This is a genomic window from Rhodococcus sp. MT28 (genome assembly GCF_058792695.1).
On record NZ_JBXAFD010000008.1, the window covers coordinates 1 to 18,039 of the forward strand.

General features: G+C 63.0%; 19 protein-coding genes. 9 read left to right on the forward strand and 10 right to left on the reverse strand.

Features of this window, described 5'->3' with window-relative positions; all coding sequences use genetic code 11:
* Positions 1 to 380: arsenic resistance protein (locus AC1Q6C_RS26085; protein WP_492666898.1), on the forward strand; the 380-nt coding region annotated here is incomplete at its 5' end.
* Positions 377 to 790: an arsenate reductase ArsC gene (locus tag AC1Q6C_RS26090; protein WP_003941758.1), complete on the forward strand. Its 414-nt coding sequence runs from the start codon at positions 377 to 379 to the stop codon at positions 788 to 790. The genes AC1Q6C_RS26085 and AC1Q6C_RS26090, both read left to right, overlap by 4 nt.
* A gap of 21 nt (positions 791 to 811) precedes the next feature.
* Here the strand turns inward: AC1Q6C_RS26090 and AC1Q6C_RS26095 are convergent, their stop codons facing one another.
* From AC1Q6C_RS26095 to AC1Q6C_RS26105, 3 genes are read right to left on the reverse strand one after another with little or no spacing between them, the layout of a single operon-like run.
* Positions 812 to 943: a hypothetical protein gene (locus AC1Q6C_RS26095; protein ID WP_256082667.1), complete on the reverse strand. Its 132-nt coding sequence runs from the start codon at positions 941 to 943 to the stop codon at positions 812 to 814.
* Entirely contained in the window at positions 940 to 1,530 is a 591-nt protein-coding gene (locus AC1Q6C_RS26100; protein WP_003941800.1) for a TetR/AcrR family transcriptional regulator, read from the reverse strand. The genes AC1Q6C_RS26095 and AC1Q6C_RS26100 overlap by 4 nt, the downstream gene beginning before the upstream one ends.
* A 52-nt stretch (positions 1,531 to 1,582) precedes the next feature.
* Positions 1,583 to 3,595 carry an MFS transporter gene (locus AC1Q6C_RS26105; protein ID WP_054186682.1) on the reverse strand — a complete coding sequence of 671 codons (2,013 nt, stop codon included), beginning with the start codon at positions 3,593 to 3,595 and terminating at the stop codon, positions 1,583 to 1,585.
* Positions 3,596 to 3,774: 179 nt separating this feature from the next.
* Here AC1Q6C_RS26105 and AC1Q6C_RS26110 point away from each other — a divergent pair, with 179 nt between their 5' ends.
* Genes AC1Q6C_RS26110 through AC1Q6C_RS26120 form a run of 3 tightly spaced genes read left to right on the forward strand, consistent with a single transcriptional unit; the run spans position 3,775 to position 5,064 of the window.
* Positions 3,775 to 3,969: a DUF1918 domain-containing protein gene (locus AC1Q6C_RS26110; protein WP_003941743.1), complete on the forward strand. Its 195-nt coding sequence runs from the start codon at positions 3,775 to 3,777 to the stop codon at positions 3,967 to 3,969.
* Positions 3,970 to 4,026: 57 nt separating this feature from the next.
* Positions 4,027 to 4,650, forward strand: a complete 624-nt coding sequence (locus AC1Q6C_RS26115; protein ID WP_042450140.1) for a TetR/AcrR family transcriptional regulator — start codon at positions 4,027 to 4,029, stop codon at positions 4,648 to 4,650.
* A 57-nt stretch (positions 4,651 to 4,707) separates the two neighbouring features.
* Entirely contained in the window at positions 4,708 to 5,064 is a 357-nt protein-coding gene (locus AC1Q6C_RS26120; RefSeq protein WP_003941757.1) for a PLD nuclease N-terminal domain-containing protein, read from the forward strand.
* Between the two features lies 1 nt (position 5,065).
* Here AC1Q6C_RS26120 and AC1Q6C_RS26125 read toward each other — a convergent pair whose 3' ends face one another.
* On the reverse strand, positions 5,066 to 5,956 hold the full coding sequence (locus AC1Q6C_RS26125; RefSeq protein ID WP_042921818.1) for a LysR family transcriptional regulator: 891 nt from the start codon (positions 5,954 to 5,956) through the stop codon (positions 5,066 to 5,068).
* Positions 5,957 to 6,039: 83 nt separating this feature from the next.
* Between AC1Q6C_RS26125 and AC1Q6C_RS26130 the strand changes: the two genes are divergently transcribed.
* Complete coding sequence (locus tag AC1Q6C_RS26130) at positions 6,040 to 6,936, forward strand: EamA family transporter (protein ID WP_042921816.1); 897 nt, start codon at positions 6,040 to 6,042, stop codon at positions 6,934 to 6,936.
* Positions 6,937 to 6,970: 34 nt separating this feature from the next.
* Here the strand turns inward: AC1Q6C_RS26130 and AC1Q6C_RS26135 are convergent, their stop codons facing one another.
* Positions 6,971 to 7,564 carry a TetR/AcrR family transcriptional regulator gene (locus tag AC1Q6C_RS26135; protein ID WP_003941729.1) on the reverse strand — a complete coding sequence of 198 codons (594 nt, stop codon included), beginning with the start codon at positions 7,562 to 7,564 and terminating at the stop codon, positions 6,971 to 6,973.
* A 55-nt stretch (positions 7,565 to 7,619) separates the two neighbouring features.
* Between AC1Q6C_RS26135 and AC1Q6C_RS26140 the strand changes: the two genes are divergently transcribed.
* Entirely contained in the window at positions 7,620 to 8,066 is a 447-nt protein-coding gene (locus AC1Q6C_RS26140) for a PaaI family thioesterase (RefSeq protein WP_223304504.1), read from the forward strand.
* Here the strand turns inward: AC1Q6C_RS26140 and AC1Q6C_RS26145 are convergent.
* The 5 genes from AC1Q6C_RS26145 to AC1Q6C_RS26165 form a co-directional block, all read right to left on the reverse strand.
* Complete coding sequence (locus AC1Q6C_RS26145; RefSeq protein ID WP_228401052.1) at positions 8,056 to 8,985, reverse strand: NADP-dependent oxidoreductase; 930 nt, start codon at positions 8,983 to 8,985, stop codon at positions 8,056 to 8,058. The two genes, AC1Q6C_RS26140 and AC1Q6C_RS26145, sit on opposite strands and share 11 nt — an antisense overlap.
* Positions 8,986 to 9,051: 66 nt before the next feature.
* Positions 9,052 to 9,864 (reverse strand): mycofactocin-coupled SDR family oxidoreductase, encoded by an 813-nt coding sequence (locus tag AC1Q6C_RS26150; protein ID WP_007733124.1) that lies wholly within the window; start codon positions 9,862 to 9,864, stop codon positions 9,052 to 9,054.
* A gap of 94 nt (positions 9,865 to 9,958) precedes the next feature.
* The gene (gene treY, locus AC1Q6C_RS26155; protein WP_064075428.1) at positions 9,959 to 12,325 is read right to left on the reverse strand and encodes a malto-oligosyltrehalose synthase; all 2,367 of its coding nucleotides are present in this window, start codon (positions 12,323 to 12,325) and stop codon (positions 9,959 to 9,961) included.
* 13 nt (positions 12,326 to 12,338) lie between these two features.
* Positions 12,339 to 14,678 carry a glycogen debranching protein GlgX gene (gene glgX / locus AC1Q6C_RS26160; RefSeq protein WP_230358778.1) on the reverse strand — a complete coding sequence of 780 codons (2,340 nt, stop codon included), beginning with the start codon at positions 14,676 to 14,678 and terminating at the stop codon, positions 12,339 to 12,341.
* Between the two features lie 57 nt (positions 14,679 to 14,735).
* On the reverse strand, positions 14,736 to 16,028 hold the full coding sequence (locus AC1Q6C_RS26165; RefSeq protein WP_230358777.1) for an adenosylmethionine--8-amino-7-oxononanoate transaminase: 1,293 nt from the start codon (positions 16,026 to 16,028) through the stop codon (positions 14,736 to 14,738).
* 38 nt (positions 16,029 to 16,066) lie between these two features.
* On the opposite strand from AC1Q6C_RS26165, the gene AC1Q6C_RS26170 reads away from it, so the two are divergent.
* A complete protein-coding gene (locus AC1Q6C_RS26170) occupies positions 16,067 to 17,212 on the forward strand; it encodes an 8-amino-7-oxononanoate synthase (protein ID WP_230358776.1) in 1,146 nt (381 codons plus the stop codon).
* Entirely contained in the window at positions 17,209 to 17,892 is a 684-nt protein-coding gene (gene bioD, locus AC1Q6C_RS26175) for a dethiobiotin synthase (protein ID WP_230358775.1), read from the forward strand. Before AC1Q6C_RS26170 ends, bioD begins: the two co-directional genes overlap by 4 nt.
* The last annotated feature ends 147 nt before the right edge of the window (positions 17,893 to 18,039 follow it).

Here is an 18,039-nt window from a genome sequence, read left to right on the forward strand (position 1 = left end):
TGTTCACCATCGTCGTGCTCTTCTCGATGCAGGGCGAACAGATCACCTCCCAGCCTTGGGATGTCGTCCGGATCGCGCTGCCCTTGCTCGCGTACTTCGCGCTCATGTGGGGCGGAGGCTACATCCTCGGCGCCGCAATCGGATTGGGCTATGAACGCACCACGACCCTGGCGTTCACCGCCGCGGGCAACAACTTCGAACTCGCGATCGCGGTAGCCATCGCCACCTACGGCGCCACCTCGGGGCAAGCTCTTGCCGGTGTCGTCGGCCCGCTGATCGAGGTACCGGTGCTCGTCGGGCTGGTCTATGTCTCCCTTGCTCTACGCAAACGCTTTGCAGTCGAAGAGGTTTCATCCAGTCGAGAAAGAGCGAGGTCATGAGCAAACCATCGGTGTTGTTCGTCTGCGTCCACAATGCCGGTCGATCTCAGATGGCCGCGGGATTCCTGAGCCATCTCGCAGGCGACGCCATCGAGGTCCGTTCCGCCGGATCCGCACCCGCCGAGACCGTCAATTCGGCAGCGGTCGAGGCGATGGCAGAGCGCGGTATCGACATCTCAGCGCAGTCTCCGAAGATCCTCACTGTCGACGCCGTCCAGGATTCGGATGTCGTCATCACCATGGGCTGCGGCGACACGTGCCCGATCTTCCCCGGCAAGAGTTACCGAGACTGGGTTCTCGACGACCCGGCCGGACAGGGCCTTGAAGCAGTTCGCCCGATCCGTGACGAAATCGAGCGGCGCGTTCAAGCCTTGATCGCTGAACTCACCACTGCCGCGAAGTCTTCCTGACCGATCGGGGACTCGACAGGATCATTCGTCGGTGGGCTCGATGTGTTCGGCACCGAGGACGGAGAGTCGGTATTCCTGTGCGTCCTGCTCGGTTTCGAAATCTTTCTCTTCGAGGAGATTCCGGTCGGCGTCGAGGTATCGGTAAGTCGTCATTCCTCCACCGTGTCACTGATGAACGATTCGTGCTCGGATACCGGTTCGATTTCGTCGACGGCTATTTGAATCAGCCTTCCGTAGCGCCGGATCAGATCCTCCGACGACAGTGAATCCTCACCGAGGAGTTCGAGCGTCCGCATGCCGGTGGCCAGTCCGAGCAGCAGTGAGACGACGATCTGGCTGCGTACCAAACCGGGCTCCGTGTCGCCGATGCGGCGCGCGATCCCGTGAACGTATCGTTGCTTGATCTCGGCCCGAGCGGCGGCCGGATCTGGCGCCTCGTGAACGTGTACTGCGAGCATTGCCCACGGATCGGTTTCATCGGATTCTCTACGAGCGACAAGTTTCTCGACCAGTTGACAGCCGATGTCTCCGGTGGCGTCGGCATTCGGATCCTCGTCCATCGGAGGTGCGGACGGGATCGCAGCCGAGTACAGCCGAGCTTTGCTGCCGTAGATCTTCATGACCAGAGCAGGGGAGTAGCCGGCTGCGACCGCGATGTCCTTGATGGTCGTCGATGCGTAACCTCGTTCCGCGAACAAGGCTTTCGCTGCTGTGAGGATGCTGGCTTCGCCGCTGCTCATGTCGCTCGCCTCGATACCCGATCGCCATGCGTTCGGTTGCTCATACTGGCGTTCATACTGTCGTCAACGGCTCGGCATCGACGGGTACGTCGAAGTCGACGACGGTGGACTGCGCGATGACCGCTATCTGACGAGCCAATGTGCCGTGTCCGCTCTCGGTCAGCGCGGTCAGGATGTACCGGCCGGATGTGGGAAGTGCGATTCCGTAGTGCCCGGTTCCGTCGGTGACCGTGGATGCGACGAATTCGCCGGTCGGTTTCGTGAGCGTGACGACGGTTCCCGAGGTTGTTCGGCCGCCGACTCCGACCTTGCCGGAGATGGTGAGGCGGTCACCGAGTTCGACGGTGTGCGTCGATTGCGCGCTGTCGAAGCTGATTACCTGTGATCTCGGGGACCAACCGTCGGCGCTCGTGACCACCAGGTACCGGCCGGGCCGGGGTAGGGCGAGGGAAAAGTTGCCCTCGTTGTCGGCGCGACTCCAGTCGATCGGTCGACCCTCCATGTCCATCACGGTGACAACGGCCTGCCGGATCGGTCGGCTGTCGGCCCGGACCACACGACCGGCAACCACAATTTCCGTTTCGGACACGGCGGCGTCGGGAAGCTCGAACCCTTCCGGGGTCACCGGGCGAAGTGCCGCTTCCGGTTTTGCGCCGCGGCGAGGAATGAACGCAGCGGCAGCGGCAGCAGCCACGGCGGCGAGGGCGGCCAGCCAGAAGATGTTCTTGAAGGCGTCGATCGACGGAAGGCCCTCGCCCGGCCCGGACGGGATGACCATCGAAGTGAGCATGGCGGCAACCACCGCGCTGGACGTGGACGTACCGACTGAGCGGAGCAGCGAATTGAGGCCGTTTGCCGACGCGGTTTCGGTAATCGGAACCGATCGCATGATCAGCATCGGCATCGCGGAGTAGGCGATTGCAGTTCCGATGCTGACCACCGCCGCGCTGATGATGATCAGTGCTATCGAACCGGTCAGGAACACTCGCGCGATGTAGGCGAGCGCGAGCACCGTGCCGCCGACGATCAGGGTGATCTTGGCTCCGAATCGCTTCGTGATGTTCGCGGAGACGGGCGCGAAGAAGACCATCGCGAGGCCTGCCGGAATCATGCACAGTCCGGCCGCCATCACGCCCAGTTCGAAGCCGTAGCCGGAGATCTTCGGCATCTGAAGTTGTTGGGTGGTGGAGAGGTTGTTCGCGTACATCGAGAAGCCGACGAGGATCGAGGCGACGTTGGTCAGCAGAACAGGCCGCTTGGCCGACGTTCGTAGATCGACCATCGGCTGGGTGACGCGAAGTTCGTAAGGGAACCACAATGCGAGAGTCACGATTCCGATGACGAACATCAGCAATGTCAGTTCGCTCGTCCACCCCCAACGGGCGCCCTTGGAGATGGCGAGGAGGATCGCCGTGAGTGCTGTCGAGAGCATGACCGCGCCCAGGAAGTCGAATTTGCCGCGGGTACGAACACTCGATTCCGGGACGACGACGGCTACCGCGATGATCAGCAGGACGCCCACGATCGCCGAGAGCCAGAAGATGGCGGGCCAGCCCAGATGCTCGAAGATCAACCCGGACAGGGGGAGCCCGAGTGCGCTGCCGATTCCGAGAGTGGCACTCATCAACGCTGTTGCCGACGCCACCTTCTCCTTGGGCAGTTCGTCGCGCATGATGCTGATTCCGACGGGGATCATCGAGATCGCGAAGCCCTGGAGACCACGTCCGATGAGCAGGGCGACAAAATTGCCGCCGATCGCCGCGACCAGTGATCCGACCACGATCATCGTCATCGAGATCAGCATCATGCGTCGTTTTCCGAACATGTCTGCCAGGCGGGAGACGATCGGAGTGGCGACGGCACTCGTGAGGAGCGTGACGGTGACGAGCCAGGAGGCGTCGTCAGCGCTGACGCCGAGGATCTTCGGGAAATCGGGCAACAACGGAATGACCATCGTTTGTTGCAGCGCGACCACGGTGCCGGAAAGACAGAGAATTGCGGTAATGAGCCGACTTGAACGGCGAGTGGTCGGAGACGAGTGCAATGCCAAGAGACGGTCCTTCACGCGGCGATGGTGAACGGGAATTCACCCATGAGTGAACCACTGTTCACCCGTCGCTGTCACCTTCGGTGAATATGCGATTTCTCACGACGGCAACTCGCCCCAGGGTTTCCGAGTCGGCATGGCGGGAACAACGTCAGTGGTTGGTCTGCGCCTGCGCGAGCGGGCAGCGAGGAGGAGTGATGCATGCCGAAGTGGGTGACCGTCTCCACGTCCAGGGGCGCGTGGTGGGGCAGGCGGAGGTAACTGCCGAGGTTCTCGAGGTGCACGGCGAGGACGGCGGTCCTCCCTATCTGGTCAGGTACGACAACGGCCACGAGGCGTTGGTGTTTCCCGGTAGCGACGGCTGGATAGATCACCCCGGAAAAGGCTCCTGAGCTGCACGATTCTTTCCATGCATGGTCGTTGCATCGAATGCGGCTAAAGTGTGCGCAATGGAGGGCAGACGCCAGTACCACTCCCGCGTACGTGAAGCTTCCGCGCAGCGAACGCGTGAACTCATTCGTGATGCGGCGACGGCCTTGTTTATTCGAGACGGGTATGTCAAAGCCACCGTCAAGCAGATTGCCGCCTCGGCCGGCGTCGCCGATCGGACGGTGTTCACAGCCTTCCCTGGCGGGAAACTCGAGATCTTCGAAGCGGCCCTCGCTGCGGCGCTCGATGCCGAAGAGGTTCCACTCGGCGCGCCGAACCTGGCCTCGGACCCCGATGACGTTCGCCGGATCGTCTCCCAGATCGTGGCACAGGGCATCGGACTGCTCGAACGTGCCGGCGCTCTGATGATGGTCGCGGTCGAATCCTCGGGTGCGGATGCCGACATGCGTCGACTATCCGAGGAGTCGTCGGATCAGTCGGCCGTCAATGCGATGTCGATAGCCGAGGGTCTCTCCGAGCATGGCTTGTTGAGGCCTGAGATTTCGCTCGAGAAAGCCGCGGGCATACTTGCCGCTTTCGTCTCGCCTCAGCTTCATCAGCAATTGCGTCGGGTCAGTGGATGGGACGTCGATGCGTACCGAGGATGGCTCGAGTTCAACATTCGCCAGAATCTAATGTACTAATTGGTCTGTTTTCGTTAGCATGGCGAGGGTTTTTTATTCTCGGGAGGAATCGCCAGCGTGCCCTATGCCTTGTTCGGCCTCATCACGATGTTGCTGTGGATTTTCTGCATCGTCGACGCCATCACGAGAGATGACGCCTACATCCAGTACCTACCCAAGGTCGTCTGGATTCTGATCATCATCTTCCTTCCTACTTTGGGATCGGTTCTGTGGCTGGTGGTCGGGCGCGGACAGAACGCGCCCCGCGGTTACGTCGGCCCAACCGGTTACGGCGAATACGAGCGCCCGGGACGTGCCGTTGCGCAGGATCCGGCGGCGGACGAAGCCTTCTTGCGTCAGTGCCGCGAGCGGGCGGAAGAGCAGCGTCGAATTGCCAAGCAGCAGCGCCGCGACGGCGACGCTGATCGGATGTGAGTTATCGGTAGGCCGTGAGTCGGTCCAACACGAGCCGAAGCGGCGGCCACGACGATCGGCCGCGACGCGTCACCGCATAGGCAGTGAGGATGACGGGCGGATCGACGAGTGGTTCGACGCGCACGCCTTCGCGAGTCTTGCGTTCGAGCGGCATCAGCCCCACGCCGTAACCACTGAGGATCAAGAGTTCGACCAAGTCGAGACTGTCGATCTGGTGAGTGATCCGAGGGGTGAACCCGGCCAGCGACGCGAGGGTTCGCACAGCGCGCTCGTCTGCCGTGTTGCGTGAGTTCACTATCCATGACGTGTCGGCGAAGGCGCGGAGATCGATTCCGGATTCTGTGGACTTGTCGGGAGCTTTGGCGTCGTCGGGAACACACAGTCCCCAGGGCGTCGACCAGAGCGGAATTGCTTCGAGTAGTGGGCTCGGCGACGCGGGGGCAAGGTTGTAGTCGTACGTCAGTGCGAGGTCTAGATCGTCGCGTTCGAGGAGTGCAAAAGCCTCGACGGGTTCGTATTCGTAGATCATCACGTCCACCTGCGGGTGACTGCGTTGCAGGCTTCGAGCGACGGGGAGCATCGCGGTTCTGATCGCAGTTGCGAATCCGCCGACTCGCAGGGTCCCCACCGGTTCCGCGTCCGGATCGAGGTCCAGGCGAGCTGCATCGACGGCTGCCAGGATGGTGACGGCATGATCGGCCAGTCGTTGACCGGCCGGCGTCAGCCGCACCCGGCGACCGTCGGGCTCGATCAGTGCGGTACCGGTCTCCGCGGTCAAGGCCGCGAGTTGTTGGGACACTGTCGACGTCGTGAGGTTGTGCGCTTCGGCGACCGCACGCATCGAACCCAAGCGGGAGAGTTCGAGGAGGAGATGGAGTCGACGGGTTTCCATCCTTCGATCATTCACTAATCGTGAACATAATGTAGGTCAAAATCGCGTGGACACGAACGGTTGGCCTCCCGTTCAATTCAGCTATGGATACGAAAGCGCGGGCCGGAGTGGGCCTGGCTGTTTTGGCGATGTTGTGCGTGCAGCTCGGGCTCGCCGTGTCGGTGGGCCTGATCGATCAGCTCGGCGCAGACGGAGCGGCGTGGCTACGACTCGCCTGGGCAGGCATCATTCTTCTGATCATCGTCAGGCCCCGCCCTTCGGCGTTCACTCGCAAGGCGTTTCTGGCTTGCGTGGTTCTGGGTGTGGTCACCGCAGGCATGACGCTCCTGTTCATGGCAGCGGTGGAGCGCCTTCCGCTGGGAACAGCAAGCGCATTGGAATTCTTGGGTCCGCTGACGGTTGCTTTGCTCCGGGGGCGTGGCCGCGTTCTGTGGCCGGTTCTGGCAGGCGTGGGCGTCGTGCTTCTCACCGAACCGTGGGCCGGGACAGTCGATCTGGTCGGTGTGGCGTACGCACTCGGTGCGGCGCTCTGCTGGGCGATGTACATTTTGCTCACCCAGCGCGTCGGCGACGAGGTTGCCGGTATCAACGGGCTGGCGGTGTCGATGGCGGTAGCCGGGTTGGCCGCGACAATTGCCGTAGGCCACTCGGCTATCGGGCGGCTGACTCCGCATCTGATTCTCGTGGGCCTCGGACTCGCGATCTTGCTGCCCGTCGTGCCGTTCGTTCTGGAGATGGTCTCGTTGCGAAGGCTGTCCACGGCGGCGTTCGGCACGCTGATGAGTCTCGAGCCTGCTTTCGCGCAGCTTATCGGTCTGGTTGTGCTGCAACAGGTTCCGAGTGTTCTGGCCGTGGCAGGTATCGCGTGCGTCGTCGTCGCAGGGATCGGCGCGGCCCGCGGTGGTGCTCGAGGTGGCGCCCGGAAGCCGACTGAGCCACCCTCCGATTCCGAGCGAACGTACCTTTCGGCGCCTTCATGAGACCGAGAGTGCCGTTCGCTCAGGTCGCGTTCGCTCAGTGCGAGTGCGCCGCGGCGATTGCTCCGTCGAACACGTCGGCGACCTCGCCGAGGGAATCGAGAATCGGCTGACCGGATCGTTCGACGCGAGCCCGCACCAGCGAGCCCTCGAGCGCGGACACTGCCAGGACGGCAAGCCGTTCCGCTCGCGCACGTCCGACCCCGGACGCGATCAGTGTGTCGCGCAGTAGCGAAGTCCACTGTCGATACACCGCCTGTCCGGCGGCTGTCACGCTCTCCGAATCGGGGGCAAGTTCCAACAACACCGTCGTGATCGGCGAGCCTTCGTGGAAATCCGAATCGCTCACCCATCCGGCGAGCAACCGCGCGTACTCGCGCAGCAGCGACCCAGCGTCCGATTGGCTGTCGGCGAGTTCGGTCAGGGTGTCGGTGACCAACTGCCCGCCGACGCGGACGACCTCTTCGCCGATCTGCTCTTTGCCGCCGGGAAAGTAGTGGTACAGCGAACCTTTCGGCGCCCCGCTCGACTTGAGGATCTCGTTGAGGCCCGTTGCCGCATACCCCTGGCGGCGAAACAGATCGGCCGCAGCTCGTACGAGTGCTTCGCGGTGTTTCGGGGGAGTCGCCACGAGTTGGAGCTTAAACACCCCAGCGATCCACCACAATCTATGTAGACTGGTCTACATGGGAAATTCTGAAATGCTCGAACAGTTGCGGGCGGTCAACGCCTCGGCGGCCTTCAACCGGTGGGCCGGATTCGAAGTCACGGAGGCCGAACCGGGTCGCGTTTGTCTGCGGCTCGAATGGCGTGAGGATCTGGGCCAGTACTCGGGACACCTGCACGCTGCGCTCGTGGCGGGACTCGTCGACACCGCGTGCGGATTTGCTGCTTTCACCCAGGTAGGTGTCGTGGCGGCGTCCAACTGCGCGGTCAATTTCGTGAGTCCGGGCGTCGGAACCGCATTTGTCGCTACGGCGCGCTCGGTCAAGGCCGGGCGCAAGCAGGTGTTCGTCACTGCCGAGGTACATGCCGAACGCGAAGGCGAATCGGTGCTCGTCGCGTTCGGCACCACCCTGTTGGTTCCACTCGCCCCTCAGACACAGGGAACCGCAAGCAACGTCAGGGAATGAGGATGAACTTCCCGGCGGGATGGGAGCTCTGCAACTCGGTGTGAGCGAGCGCGACGTCCGTTAGTGGGAAAGTCTTGGCGATCTTGACGGTGAGATGTCCGGAACCGGCTTGTTCGACCAGTTCGGATCGAGCCTTCAAACGCGCTTCCGCACTTGCCGGATTGCCTCCGCCGACGGACGCGAAGCCGTCGGTCTGGGCGCGTCCGAACGCGACGATGGTGACGATACGGCTCTTGTCGGAGACCAAAGCCAGCGAAGTATCGACGGCTTCATCTGTTCCGGCGGTGTCGAAGGCGGCGTCGACGCCGTTCGGCGCGAGTTCACGGACACGCGCTTCGAGGCCGTGGCCGTAGAGCACAGGCGTCGCGCCGAGCGAGCGCACGTAATCCTGATTCGAGGCTCCCGCGGTGCCGATCACCGTAGCTCCGCGACCAACTGCCAGCTGAACAGCGATCGCGCCGACGCCGCCAGACGCGCCGTGGATGAGAACGGTGTCGCCGGAGCGGACCCGAACGGTGTCGAGGGCGTCGACTGCAGTTCCGCCGACCAGAAGGAGGCCGGCTGCCTGTTCCCAGCTGATGCCTGCGGGCTTCGCGGTCACCGAGGAGACCTGCACGACTACTTGTTCGGAGTAGAGGCCGTTGCCGGGGCTGACGATCACTTCGTCGCCGACTGTCACATTTGTGACGCCGTCGCCGACGGCCGAGACGACGCCCGCTGCCTCGCCGCCGAGGCGGATGGGAAGTTTCTCGGGGTCGGTGCCGAAAGCGCCGCTGTAGAGCTTGAAGTCGAAGGGATTGACGCCGATCGCCTTCACGTCGACCAGGACTTCACCTGATTTCGGTGCCGGTAAATCGACGTCCACCAGCTTCAGGACCTCGGGCGTGCCGTACGTCTGCGCTACAACAGTTTTGGTCATGTCTCGCGCAACCGTCCTCGGGGAAGCGATATTCCCCGAGGACGGGAAAAACTCGAGAAGATTCGATCAGCGGATCAGGGTGCCCAGATCGAGCGGCATCGCGATGCCGGTGATGTGATGGGCCTCGTCGGAACCGAGGAACGCGACGGCGGCGGCGATGTCCTCCGGCTGGCTGACCGGGTCGGGCAAGGTCTGCATGAAGATCGGACCGAGTGTGTGGGCGTTGGCGTCGATGAGCGGCCGCATGTCCGTCATCTGCATTCCGGTTTCCACGCCGTGTGGGTGGATGGTGTTGACCCGAATGTTGTACTGCCCCAACTCCGAGGCCATCGTCTTGGCCAGACCGGTGATGCCGTGTTTGCTCGCGACGTAATGGCCGAGGAAGGGGAGGCCGCGCAGGCCGGCGACGGAGCTGGTGAAGATGATCGAGCCACCGGTGCCTTGCTTGATCAGGTGCGGGATCGCTGCCTTGGCGGTGTGGAAGACGCCGGTCAGGTTGACGTCGAGCGTTTCCTGCCACTGCTCGGGCGTGATTTCCCAGGACATGTTGGCAGAACAGATTCCGGCGTTCGCGACGACGACGTCAAGTCGCCCCAATTCGTCGATGCCGGCCGCGAGCGCCGCGGACAGCGCAGAGAAGTCGCGAACGTCGGTCTTGGTAGCGACAATTCGACGGTCCAGGGCCTTGACCAGTTCGACTGTCTCGGCCAGGTCGTCGTCGGTGGCGCCGGCATACGAGGTGGATTCGAATTGAACACACGCGTCGACGGCGATGATGTCTGCGCCCTCTTCTGCCAGCCGGACAGCTTCGGCGCGCCCCTGACCACGGGCGGCTCCGGTGATGAAGGCAACTTTTCCGGTGAATCGACTGGCGGCCATGCTCAAACCTCCGACTAGTGGTGACGATCTGCTCTTCGGAAGTTAGCGCGACGAAGTTCTTTTCGGGGGTGAATGCCCAGTCAGCGGAAACCGCTCAGCGCACCCTGGTCAACAGGGCACATGGCCCGGCAGCGAAGATGTCCCGCGCATCCGAAGACAAGACGGGTTGTCCGCTCAGTGCGTCGACCCATTCGCCATCTGGCAGGTCCACTCGCGTATCTCTCCAACCGTGCGACGAGAGTCTGAGCGAATGTCGCGTCGCCAGAGCGACGACCATGGGCGGATCACCTGCCGGGCCGCGCGAGAAGCCGACCAGATGACCGGATCCGGAACCTGAAGCGAAGACCGGCCGGTACTCACCGTGATCGAACCACGAGGGGTTCTCCCGCCGCAGTGTCAGTGCCGTGCGAACGAGGTGCAACTTTGCGGTTCCTGTTGCGTCGATCGGCGCGGCGCCGGAATCGAGCAGTGATCGCCTCGTTCCGTAGTCGACAAGCCGCCGGTTGTCCGGATCGACCAACGAGTCCTCCCACAGCTCAGTGCCCTGGTAGACGTCGGGAACGCCGGGCCCGAGAAGTTGGAGCAGCTTTTGGCCCAGAGAGTCCGACCAGCCGTGACGCGCGATCCTGCCGACGAATTCGCTGACCGAATCACCGACTGGGCCGTCGATCACCTCGTCGATCCAGCGGTGCACTGCCGACTCGAAGTCGACGTCCGGATCGTTCCAGGAAGTTCTGGCGCCGGACTCGCGGACGGCTTTCTCCGCATAGGCGTGCAAACGCTCGCGCAGCTCTGGAACCGAGGCTGCCGAGCGGCCGTCCGCCGGCCACACACCGATGATGTTCTGCCACAAGAACAATCCGGTAAGCGGATCAGGGCTGGGGCACACGTCTTCCCACTCGCGAATCAGCCGGGCCCACAGCGTCGGCACCTGAGACACAACACCGATCCGTGCCCGCACGTCCTCGCCGCGTTTGGTGTCGTGAGTGGACAGACTCGTCATCGCGCGCGGCCACCGCTTCGCTCGGTCCGCGTTGTGGAGATGGAATTCGGCGACGGAGACGGCAAGCGATGCCGGGTTGCCGCCGACTTCCTGACGTGAGACCAGGCGCGCCGTCCGATAGAAGAGTCGATCTTCGACGGACTTGGCCATGACAGCGCCACACACCTGCTGGAAGCGAACTGAGGCTTCACCGCTGTTCACCAGGGATTGCGCCAACACGTTGAACGATGGTTCATGTCCGGGAGCCAATTCGTGCATGTCGCCGACGATCCGAGCGGCCAAACCGGCGAGGGGACTGTAGTCGGATCGGTACACCGGCATCCGAGCGATCGCGACGACAACTGCGTCGTTCAGTTCGGTCTCACTGCAACGACTTCCGGTTTCGCGTCGGATTGCACGTACGAGCCTGCGAACCTCCGGTGCCAGGTCACCGCGCCCGGTGTCGCGTTTGAACTGACGTTCGGTGTGATGCAACCACGTACTGTCCCCGTCGTCGCCGGTCAGATCTGCCGAGAGTTCGGTCAATTCGAGTTCGGCGGCGGGATCGACGAAAATGCCGCCCAGCTGATTGAGGGCGTCGTATCCGGTGGTGCCGTCGATCGGGAGCATCGGATCGAGTGGTTCCGTATGGCCGAGGATCTTTTCGATCACGAGCCACTGATCTGGTCCGATCAGTTCTCGCAGGCGCCCGAGATATTCCGCCGGATTCGCGAGTCCGTCCGGATGATCGATGCGAACGCCGTCGATCAGTCCTTCGTCGACCCACGACTTCACTTGCCGATGGCAGAGTTCGAAGACTTGGGGGTCCTCCTGGCGCAGCGCAGCGAGTTCGTTGACGGCAAAGAACCGTCGGTAGTTGACGATCCCGGCGTTCCACGGTACGAGTCGGTACGACTGCCTGGAGTGCACCTCCTGTGGAGATCCGAATTCAGTACCGGCAGCGATGGGGAAGCGGTGCTCGTAGAACGCGAGAAGTGTTTCCTCGCCATCTTTCTCGACAGTCAGTGCGTCGAGATCGTCCGGGCTACCCAGTACCGGGAGTGAGAGTTTGCCGTCGGCGCCGTTGGCTCCGTTGTCCTCGGCCCAATCGATGTCGAAGAAATGCGCGTACTCCGACGACTGCCCGTGCGTGAGAACGTCCCACCACCAAGCATTTTCGCGAGGTTTGGCGACACCGACGTGGTTGGGGACCAGATCGACGATCAGGCCCATCCCACGTGATCGAACGGCGCGCGAGAGCTCCACCAGGGCCTCGCGGCCACCAAGTCCTTCGGACACGGTTGTCGGATCGGTGACGTCGTAGCCGTGCGTCGATCCGGACGTCGCAGTGAGGATGGGGGAGAGATAGAGATGTGAGACCCCCAATGCCTCGAAGTAGTCCACCTGTGCGGCCGCATCACGAAGAGTGAATGCATCCGGTCGCAACTGCAGTCTGTAGGTGCTGGTTATCGGGGCCATGTGCACGTCTCCCTCAAGCGGTTCTGCGAAGTACCGTCAATGCTCGCGCTTTTACATCCAATGTTGTTCCGGCTTTGATCACGGTATCGCTCTCACCGGTGGGGACCGAGGTGTCCAGTACGACGGTCCACTCCGACGCGTAGTCCGCGTTGGGGGTGGAGAATTCGAGATCTTCGTAGTGGGCGTTGAAGCAGAGAAGGAACGAATCTCCCGTGACGCGCTCGCCGCGGTAGTTCGGTTCCGGGATCGCGTCACCGTTGAGAAAGACAGCCAACGACTTGCCGAAACCGCTGTCCCAGTCGGCCGGAGTCATCTCTTCGCCAGACGGCGTGAGCCAGGCGATGTCGCGACTCTGGTCGCCGCTTCGAATAGGTCGCCCCTCGAAGAATCGACGACGCCGGAAGACCGGGTTCTTGGCGCGCAAGGCAATTGCGCGCTTGGTGAACTCGACGAGGTCGGCGTTGGTTTCCGCGAGAGTCCAATCCATCCATGACAGTTCCGAATCCTGGCAGTAAACGTTGTTGTTACCCTGCTGAGTTCGGCCCATCTCGTCGCCGTGAGCAAGCATCGGGGTGCCCTGGCTGAGCATCAGCGTAGCCAGTATGTTTCGGCTCTGACGTCCACGCAGTTCGAGGATTTCCGGGTCGTCGGTGGGGCCTTCGACTCCGCAGTTCCACGATCGGTTGTGCGATTCGCCGTCGTTGTTGTTCTCACCGTTGGCTTCGTTGTGCTTCTCGTTGTACGAGACGAGGTCGTGCAGGGTGAAACCGTCGTGGGCGATGACGAAGTTGATGCTCGCGCCAGGGCGACGTCCGGTGGCCTCGTAGAGATCAGAGGATCCGGTGAGACGGGAGGCGAACTCCCCCAGCGTTGCCGGCTCACCACGCCAGTAGTCGCGGACGGTGTCGCGGTATTTGCCGTTCCATTCGGTCCACAGGCCGGGGAAGTTGCCGACCTGGTAACCGCCTTCGCCGACGTCCCACGGTTCGGCGATCAGCTTCACCTGACTGACGATCGGATCCTGTTGCACGAGATCGAAGAAGGCCGAAAGGCGGTCCACGTCGTGCAGTTCACGGGCGAGTGTCGAGGCGAGGTCGAAGCGGAAACCGTCGACGTGCATCTCCGTGACCCAGTACCGCAGAGAGTCCATGATCAATTGCAGCGTATGCGGATGACGGGCGTTGAGGCTGTTGCCCGTTCCGGTGTAGTCCATGTAGTGCTCTTCGTCGCCGTCGACCAGGCGGTAGTAGGCGGCATTGTCGATTCCGCGGAAGCTGATGGTCGGCCCCATGTGATTGCCCTCGGCGGTGTGGTTGTAGACCACGTCGAGGATCACTTCGATACCCGCCTGGTGGAAGCTGCGCACCATGGCTTTGAATTCCGCTACGGCCGCATCGGGTTTCGTGGCCGAGGAGTAGTCGGTGTGTGGAGCGAGAAAGCCGAAGGTGTTGTAACCCCAGTAGTTTCGCAGACCTTGGTCGAGAAGCACCTGATCGTGCATGAACTGGTGGACCGGCATCAGTTCGATCGCCGTGACACCCAGATCGGTGAGGTGCTCGATGATCACCGGATGAGCGAGCCCCGCGTACGTGCCGCGCAATTCCTCCGGAACTCCGGGATGCGTCGCGGTCATACCCTTGACGTGCGCTTCGTAGATGACCGTCTCGTGATACGGACGCTTCGGCGAGTGGTCGGACGCCCAATCGAAGAACGGGTTGATGACGACGGTCGACATCGTATGGCCGAGCGAATCATGTTGGGGGAAAGGGATGGTGGCGGGTTCGTCGACGAGTGGTTCCGGCTCGAAGGGTTCGGGCTCGAGGATCTCGTCCGATTCCTGATCGCCCGTGGGCGAGTCGTCTTCGAGGCCCACCTCGTCCGATTCGGCTTCCGAACTCGTTTCGTCGATAGCCTCTTGCGGCTCCACGGCGGGAGATTCGTCGTCTCCTGAAGGTTCGGGGTCCGCCGCCGATTCGACGTCGTACGAGAACAGCGAACGGTCTCCGTCGAAGTCTCCGTCGAACGCTTTTCCGTACGGGTCCAGCAGGAGCTTGCTCGGATCGCATCGCAGACCTGCAGCCGGATCGTACGGCCCGTGTACGCGGTAGGCGTATCGCTGGCCGGGGGATACCGACGGAAGGTACGCATGCCAGACGTAACCGTCGACCTCGTCCATCCGAATGCGGGTTTCGGTTCCGTCCTTGGCGATCAGGCACAGCTCGACGGCCTCGGCGACCTCGGAGAAGAGCGAGAAATTGGTCCCAGCGCCGTCGTAGGTGGCACCGAGTGGGTACGCACTGCCAGGCCATACCGGGATGGGAGTGGCTGAGGTCTCGCTCGGCGGTTGATCCATGAATCAGACCCTATCGGGTGCAGCCGATCGAATCTCGTCGACTGTCTACGGTGCCGATCACCGTTTCGCCTGGCTGCGGGCGGTTGCAAGCATTCCGGCTGTGATCTGTTCCACCTCTGCCTCCGAACACAGGTACGGAGGCATCGCGTATACGAGGTTGCGGAACGGCCGGAGCCAGACGCCGGCGTCGACGGCTGCATCGGTCGCGCTCTGCATGTCGACCGGCTGTTCGAGTTCGATCACTCCGATTCCGCCTTTGACGCGGACGTCGACGACCCCGGGAATTGTGACGGCTTCGGCGAGGCCTCGAGCGAGGCCACGTTCGAGGGTTGCGACGTCACGCCGCCAGTCCATCGCAAGCAGAAGTTCGGTCGACGCCACCGCGACGGCGCACGCGAGTGGATTGCCCATGAAGGTGGGGCCGTGCATCAGCCCGCCGCCCTCACCGGCAGTGATGGTCTCCGCGATCTCCGTGGTGCACAGCGTTGCCGCCAGACTCATGTACCCGCCGGTCAGTGCCTTGCCGACGCACATGACGTCGGGACTGACGCCGGCGTGATCGGCGGCGAACAGTTCTCCAGTGCGTCCGAATCCGGTCGCGATCTCGTCGAAGACCAGGAGGACTTGGTACTTGTCGCAGAGGTTACGCAGGTCGATCAGGTACGCGGGATCGTGGAAACGCATTCCGCCGGCGCCTTGGACCACCGGTTCCACGATCACCGCTGCGAGGTCCTCGTGATGCTCGGCCAAGAGCGATTCCAACTCCTGCACGTATTCGGGGAGATAGCCCGCCGGGGGAGCCTGCGCGAAGACCTGAGGGCGCAGGACGTCGGTCCAGAGAGAATGCATGCCGCCGTCGGGATCGCAGACGCTCATGGGGGTGAAGGTGTCACCGTGGTATCCGCCGCGCCAGGTCATCAAACGATTCTTCGACGGCTTTCCGAGGCTCCGCCAGTACTGCAGGCACATCTTCACTGCGACTTCGACGGCCACCGAACCGGAGTCGGAGAGGAACACCTTGTCGAGGTGAGGTGGTGTGATGTCGACGAGCAGTCGCCCGAGGCGAGCGGCGGGTTCGTGCGTCAGTCCGCCGAACATGACATGGCTCATCTTGCCGAGCTGCCGTGCGGCGGCGGTGTCGAGCACGGGATTGCGGTAGCCGTGAATGGCGGCCCACCACGAGCTCATCCCGTCGACCAATCGGCGGCCGTCGGAGAGCGTCAGTATAGCCCCCTGCGCAGAGTCGACGATCAGCGGACGAGTCGACGCGGGAAACGATCCGTACGGATGCCAGAGGACATCGGCATCGATGGCGGAGACGTCATGGGGATCAAGTCCGGTTGTGAGCACGGATGCACCCTAACCATTGAGTTGAACGGTGTTCAAGTATGGTCGGAAAAGTGAACACCTCGCTGAATTGGCTGACGGCCGTCGAAGCGGACCGCAGGGCCGCTGGACTGCGTCGCGAACTCCGTCCTCGCACGGTCGACTCCCCGTTGATCGACCTGGCGTCGAACGATTACCTCGGACTCGTGCGGCACCCCGATGTGATCGAGGGTGCCACGGCGGCTCTGCGCCGTTGGGGCGCGGGCGCCACGGGTTCGCGTCTGGTCACCGGCACCACCACCGAACACGAACTGCTCGAAGTCGAACTGTCCGAGTTCGTCGGGGCGGACTCCGGACTGGTCTTCTCTTCCGGCTATACAGCCAACCTCGGCGCGGTGACGGCGCTCTCGGGTCCCGGATCGTTGATCGTCTCCGATGCGGGATCGCATGCCTCACTCGTGGATGCCTGCCGCCTGTCACGTGCCCGGGTCGCGGTAGCTCCGCATTCGGACGTGAGCTTTCTCGCCGACACGTTGCGCAGCAGAGTGGAAGAGCGAGCGCTGGTCGTCACGGATTCGGTCTTCAGCGCCGACGGAGACCTCGCGCCGCTGCGGGAGATGCATCAGGTGTGCCGCGAGTTCGGGGCGATCCTGCTGGTCGACGAGGCGCATGGCATCGGTGTGCGCGGTGCCGGTGGACGTGGACTCGTCCACGAGTCGGGCCTGGCCGGTGAACCCGACGTCGTCGTGACGGCAACACTGTCCAAGTCGCTCGCCAGCCAGGGCGGAGTTGTGCTCGGTGACAACAAGATCCGCGCGCATCTCATCGACGCGGCAAGAACGTTCATCTTCGACACCGGTCTCGCACCGGCCGCCGTAGGCGCGGCCAGGGCTGCACTCGCCGTACTCCAGCGTGAGCCGACGCGAGCGCTCGACGTCCTGGCCCGGGCATCCGAGTTGGCGGACGTCACCGGTGCTCCGTCGCCTGAATCTGCTGTCGTCTCAGTCGTTCTCGGTGATCCGCAGCGGGCGTTCGATGCCGCGTCGGCGTGCCGGGATCAGGGGTTGCATGTCGGTTGCTTCCGCCCGCCGTCGGTTCCGGAAGGAACGTCACGGCTGCGTCTGACCGCACGAGCGACGCTGTCCGCATCCGAGATGGAGCAGATCGCTCTCGTACTGCGCGAAGTATTGGCCGGAGCCCGAGCATGAGCATTTTCCTGGTGACCGGAACGTCGACCGACGTCGGAAAAACAGTGGTGACGGCAGCACTGGCATCGCTCGCCCTGCAGTCGGGAAAGTCGGTTGCGGTGCTCAAACCGGCCCAGACCGGCGTCGACGTGGACGGTGCGGGTGATCTGGCCGAGATCGAGCGTCTGACCGGCGGCGGCGTGACGCTGGTCGAGTTGGCGCGGTATCCCGAACCTTTGGCGCCGGATACTGCTGCCCGTCGAAGTGGTCTGCCGTTGTTGGCGCTCGACGAAGTAGTCCGAGTTGCTCGCGACCTGGACACCACCCACGACCTGACCCTGATCGAAGGCGCCGGCGGCTTGCTGGTCCGCTTGGGCGTCGACGGGTTCACCGCTCGCGATCTTGCCGCGGCTCTGGCAGTGCCAGTGGTGCTGGTGGTTGCGTCCGGCCTGGGCACGCTCAATCACACCGCACTGACCGTGGAAGCCCTACGCGCATCCGGCGTGGACTGCGCCGGGTTGGTGATCGGTTCGTGGCCGCAGGAACCGGACCTCGCCGAGAGATGCAATCGCGAGGATCTGGTTTCGGTCAGCGGTGTTCCCCTTCTCGGGGTAATGCCTGCCGGAAGTGGAGGCGCGAGTGTCCGAGAGTTTGCTCGCACCGCTTCGATCACGCTCGGTGAACTTCATTTGACCAACTGACGACGTAACATCCGATTTGTCCGCATCGATAGCCAAGGCACAGTGGGGCGCCTTGGGTTTCGACGTCCCTCGCGCACGATTCCGGTCGGTATATTTCGACGGGTGTCTTGCGGCGACCCTGCATCCGGGGCGCCTTGGTCACCGACA

Bases quoted from the DNA above. Each gene is read 5' to 3' on its own strand.
- AC1Q6C_RS26090 (WP_003941758.1), top strand. From the start codon at position 377: ATGAGCAAACCATCGGTGTTGTTCGTCTGCGTCCACAATGCCGGTCGA.
- AC1Q6C_RS26095 (WP_256082667.1), bottom strand. From the start codon at position 943: ATGACGACTTACCGATACCTCGACGCCGACCGGAATCTCCTCGAAGAG.
- AC1Q6C_RS26100 (WP_003941800.1), bottom strand. From the start codon at position 1,530: ATGAGCAGCGGCGAAGCCAGCATCCTCACAGCAGCGAAAGCCTTGTTC.
- AC1Q6C_RS26110 (WP_003941743.1), top strand. From the start codon at position 3,775: ATGCATGCCGAAGTGGGTGACCGTCTCCACGTCCAGGGGCGCGTGGTG.
- AC1Q6C_RS26115 (WP_042450140.1), top strand. From the start codon at position 4,027: ATGGAGGGCAGACGCCAGTACCACTCCCGCGTACGTGAAGCTTCCGCG.
- AC1Q6C_RS26125 (WP_042921818.1), bottom strand. From the start codon at position 5,956: ATGGAAACCCGTCGACTCCATCTCCTCCTCGAACTCTCCCGCTTGGGT.
- AC1Q6C_RS26130 (WP_042921816.1), top strand. From the start codon at position 6,040: ATGGATACGAAAGCGCGGGCCGGAGTGGGCCTGGCTGTTTTGGCGATG.
- AC1Q6C_RS26140 (WP_223304504.1), top strand. From the start codon at position 7,620: ATGGGAAATTCTGAAATGCTCGAACAGTTGCGGGCGGTCAACGCCTCG.
- AC1Q6C_RS26145 (WP_228401052.1), bottom strand. From the start codon at position 8,985: ATGACCAAAACTGTTGTAGCGCAGACGTACGGCACGCCCGAGGTCCTG.
- AC1Q6C_RS26150 (WP_007733124.1), bottom strand. From the start codon at position 9,864: ATGGCCGCCAGTCGATTCACCGGAAAAGTTGCCTTCATCACCGGAGCC.
- treY (WP_064075428.1), bottom strand. From the start codon at position 12,325: ATGGCCCCGATAACCAGCACCTACAGACTGCAGTTGCGACCGGATGCA.
- glgX (WP_230358778.1), bottom strand. From the start codon at position 14,678: ATGGATCAACCGCCGAGCGAGACCTCAGCCACTCCCATCCCGGTATGG.
- AC1Q6C_RS26170 (WP_230358776.1), top strand. From the start codon at position 16,067: ATGGTCGGAAAAGTGAACACCTCGCTGAATTGGCTGACGGCCGTCGAA.
- bioD (WP_230358775.1), top strand. From the start codon at position 17,209: ATGAGCATTTTCCTGGTGACCGGAACGTCGACCGACGTCGGAAAAACA.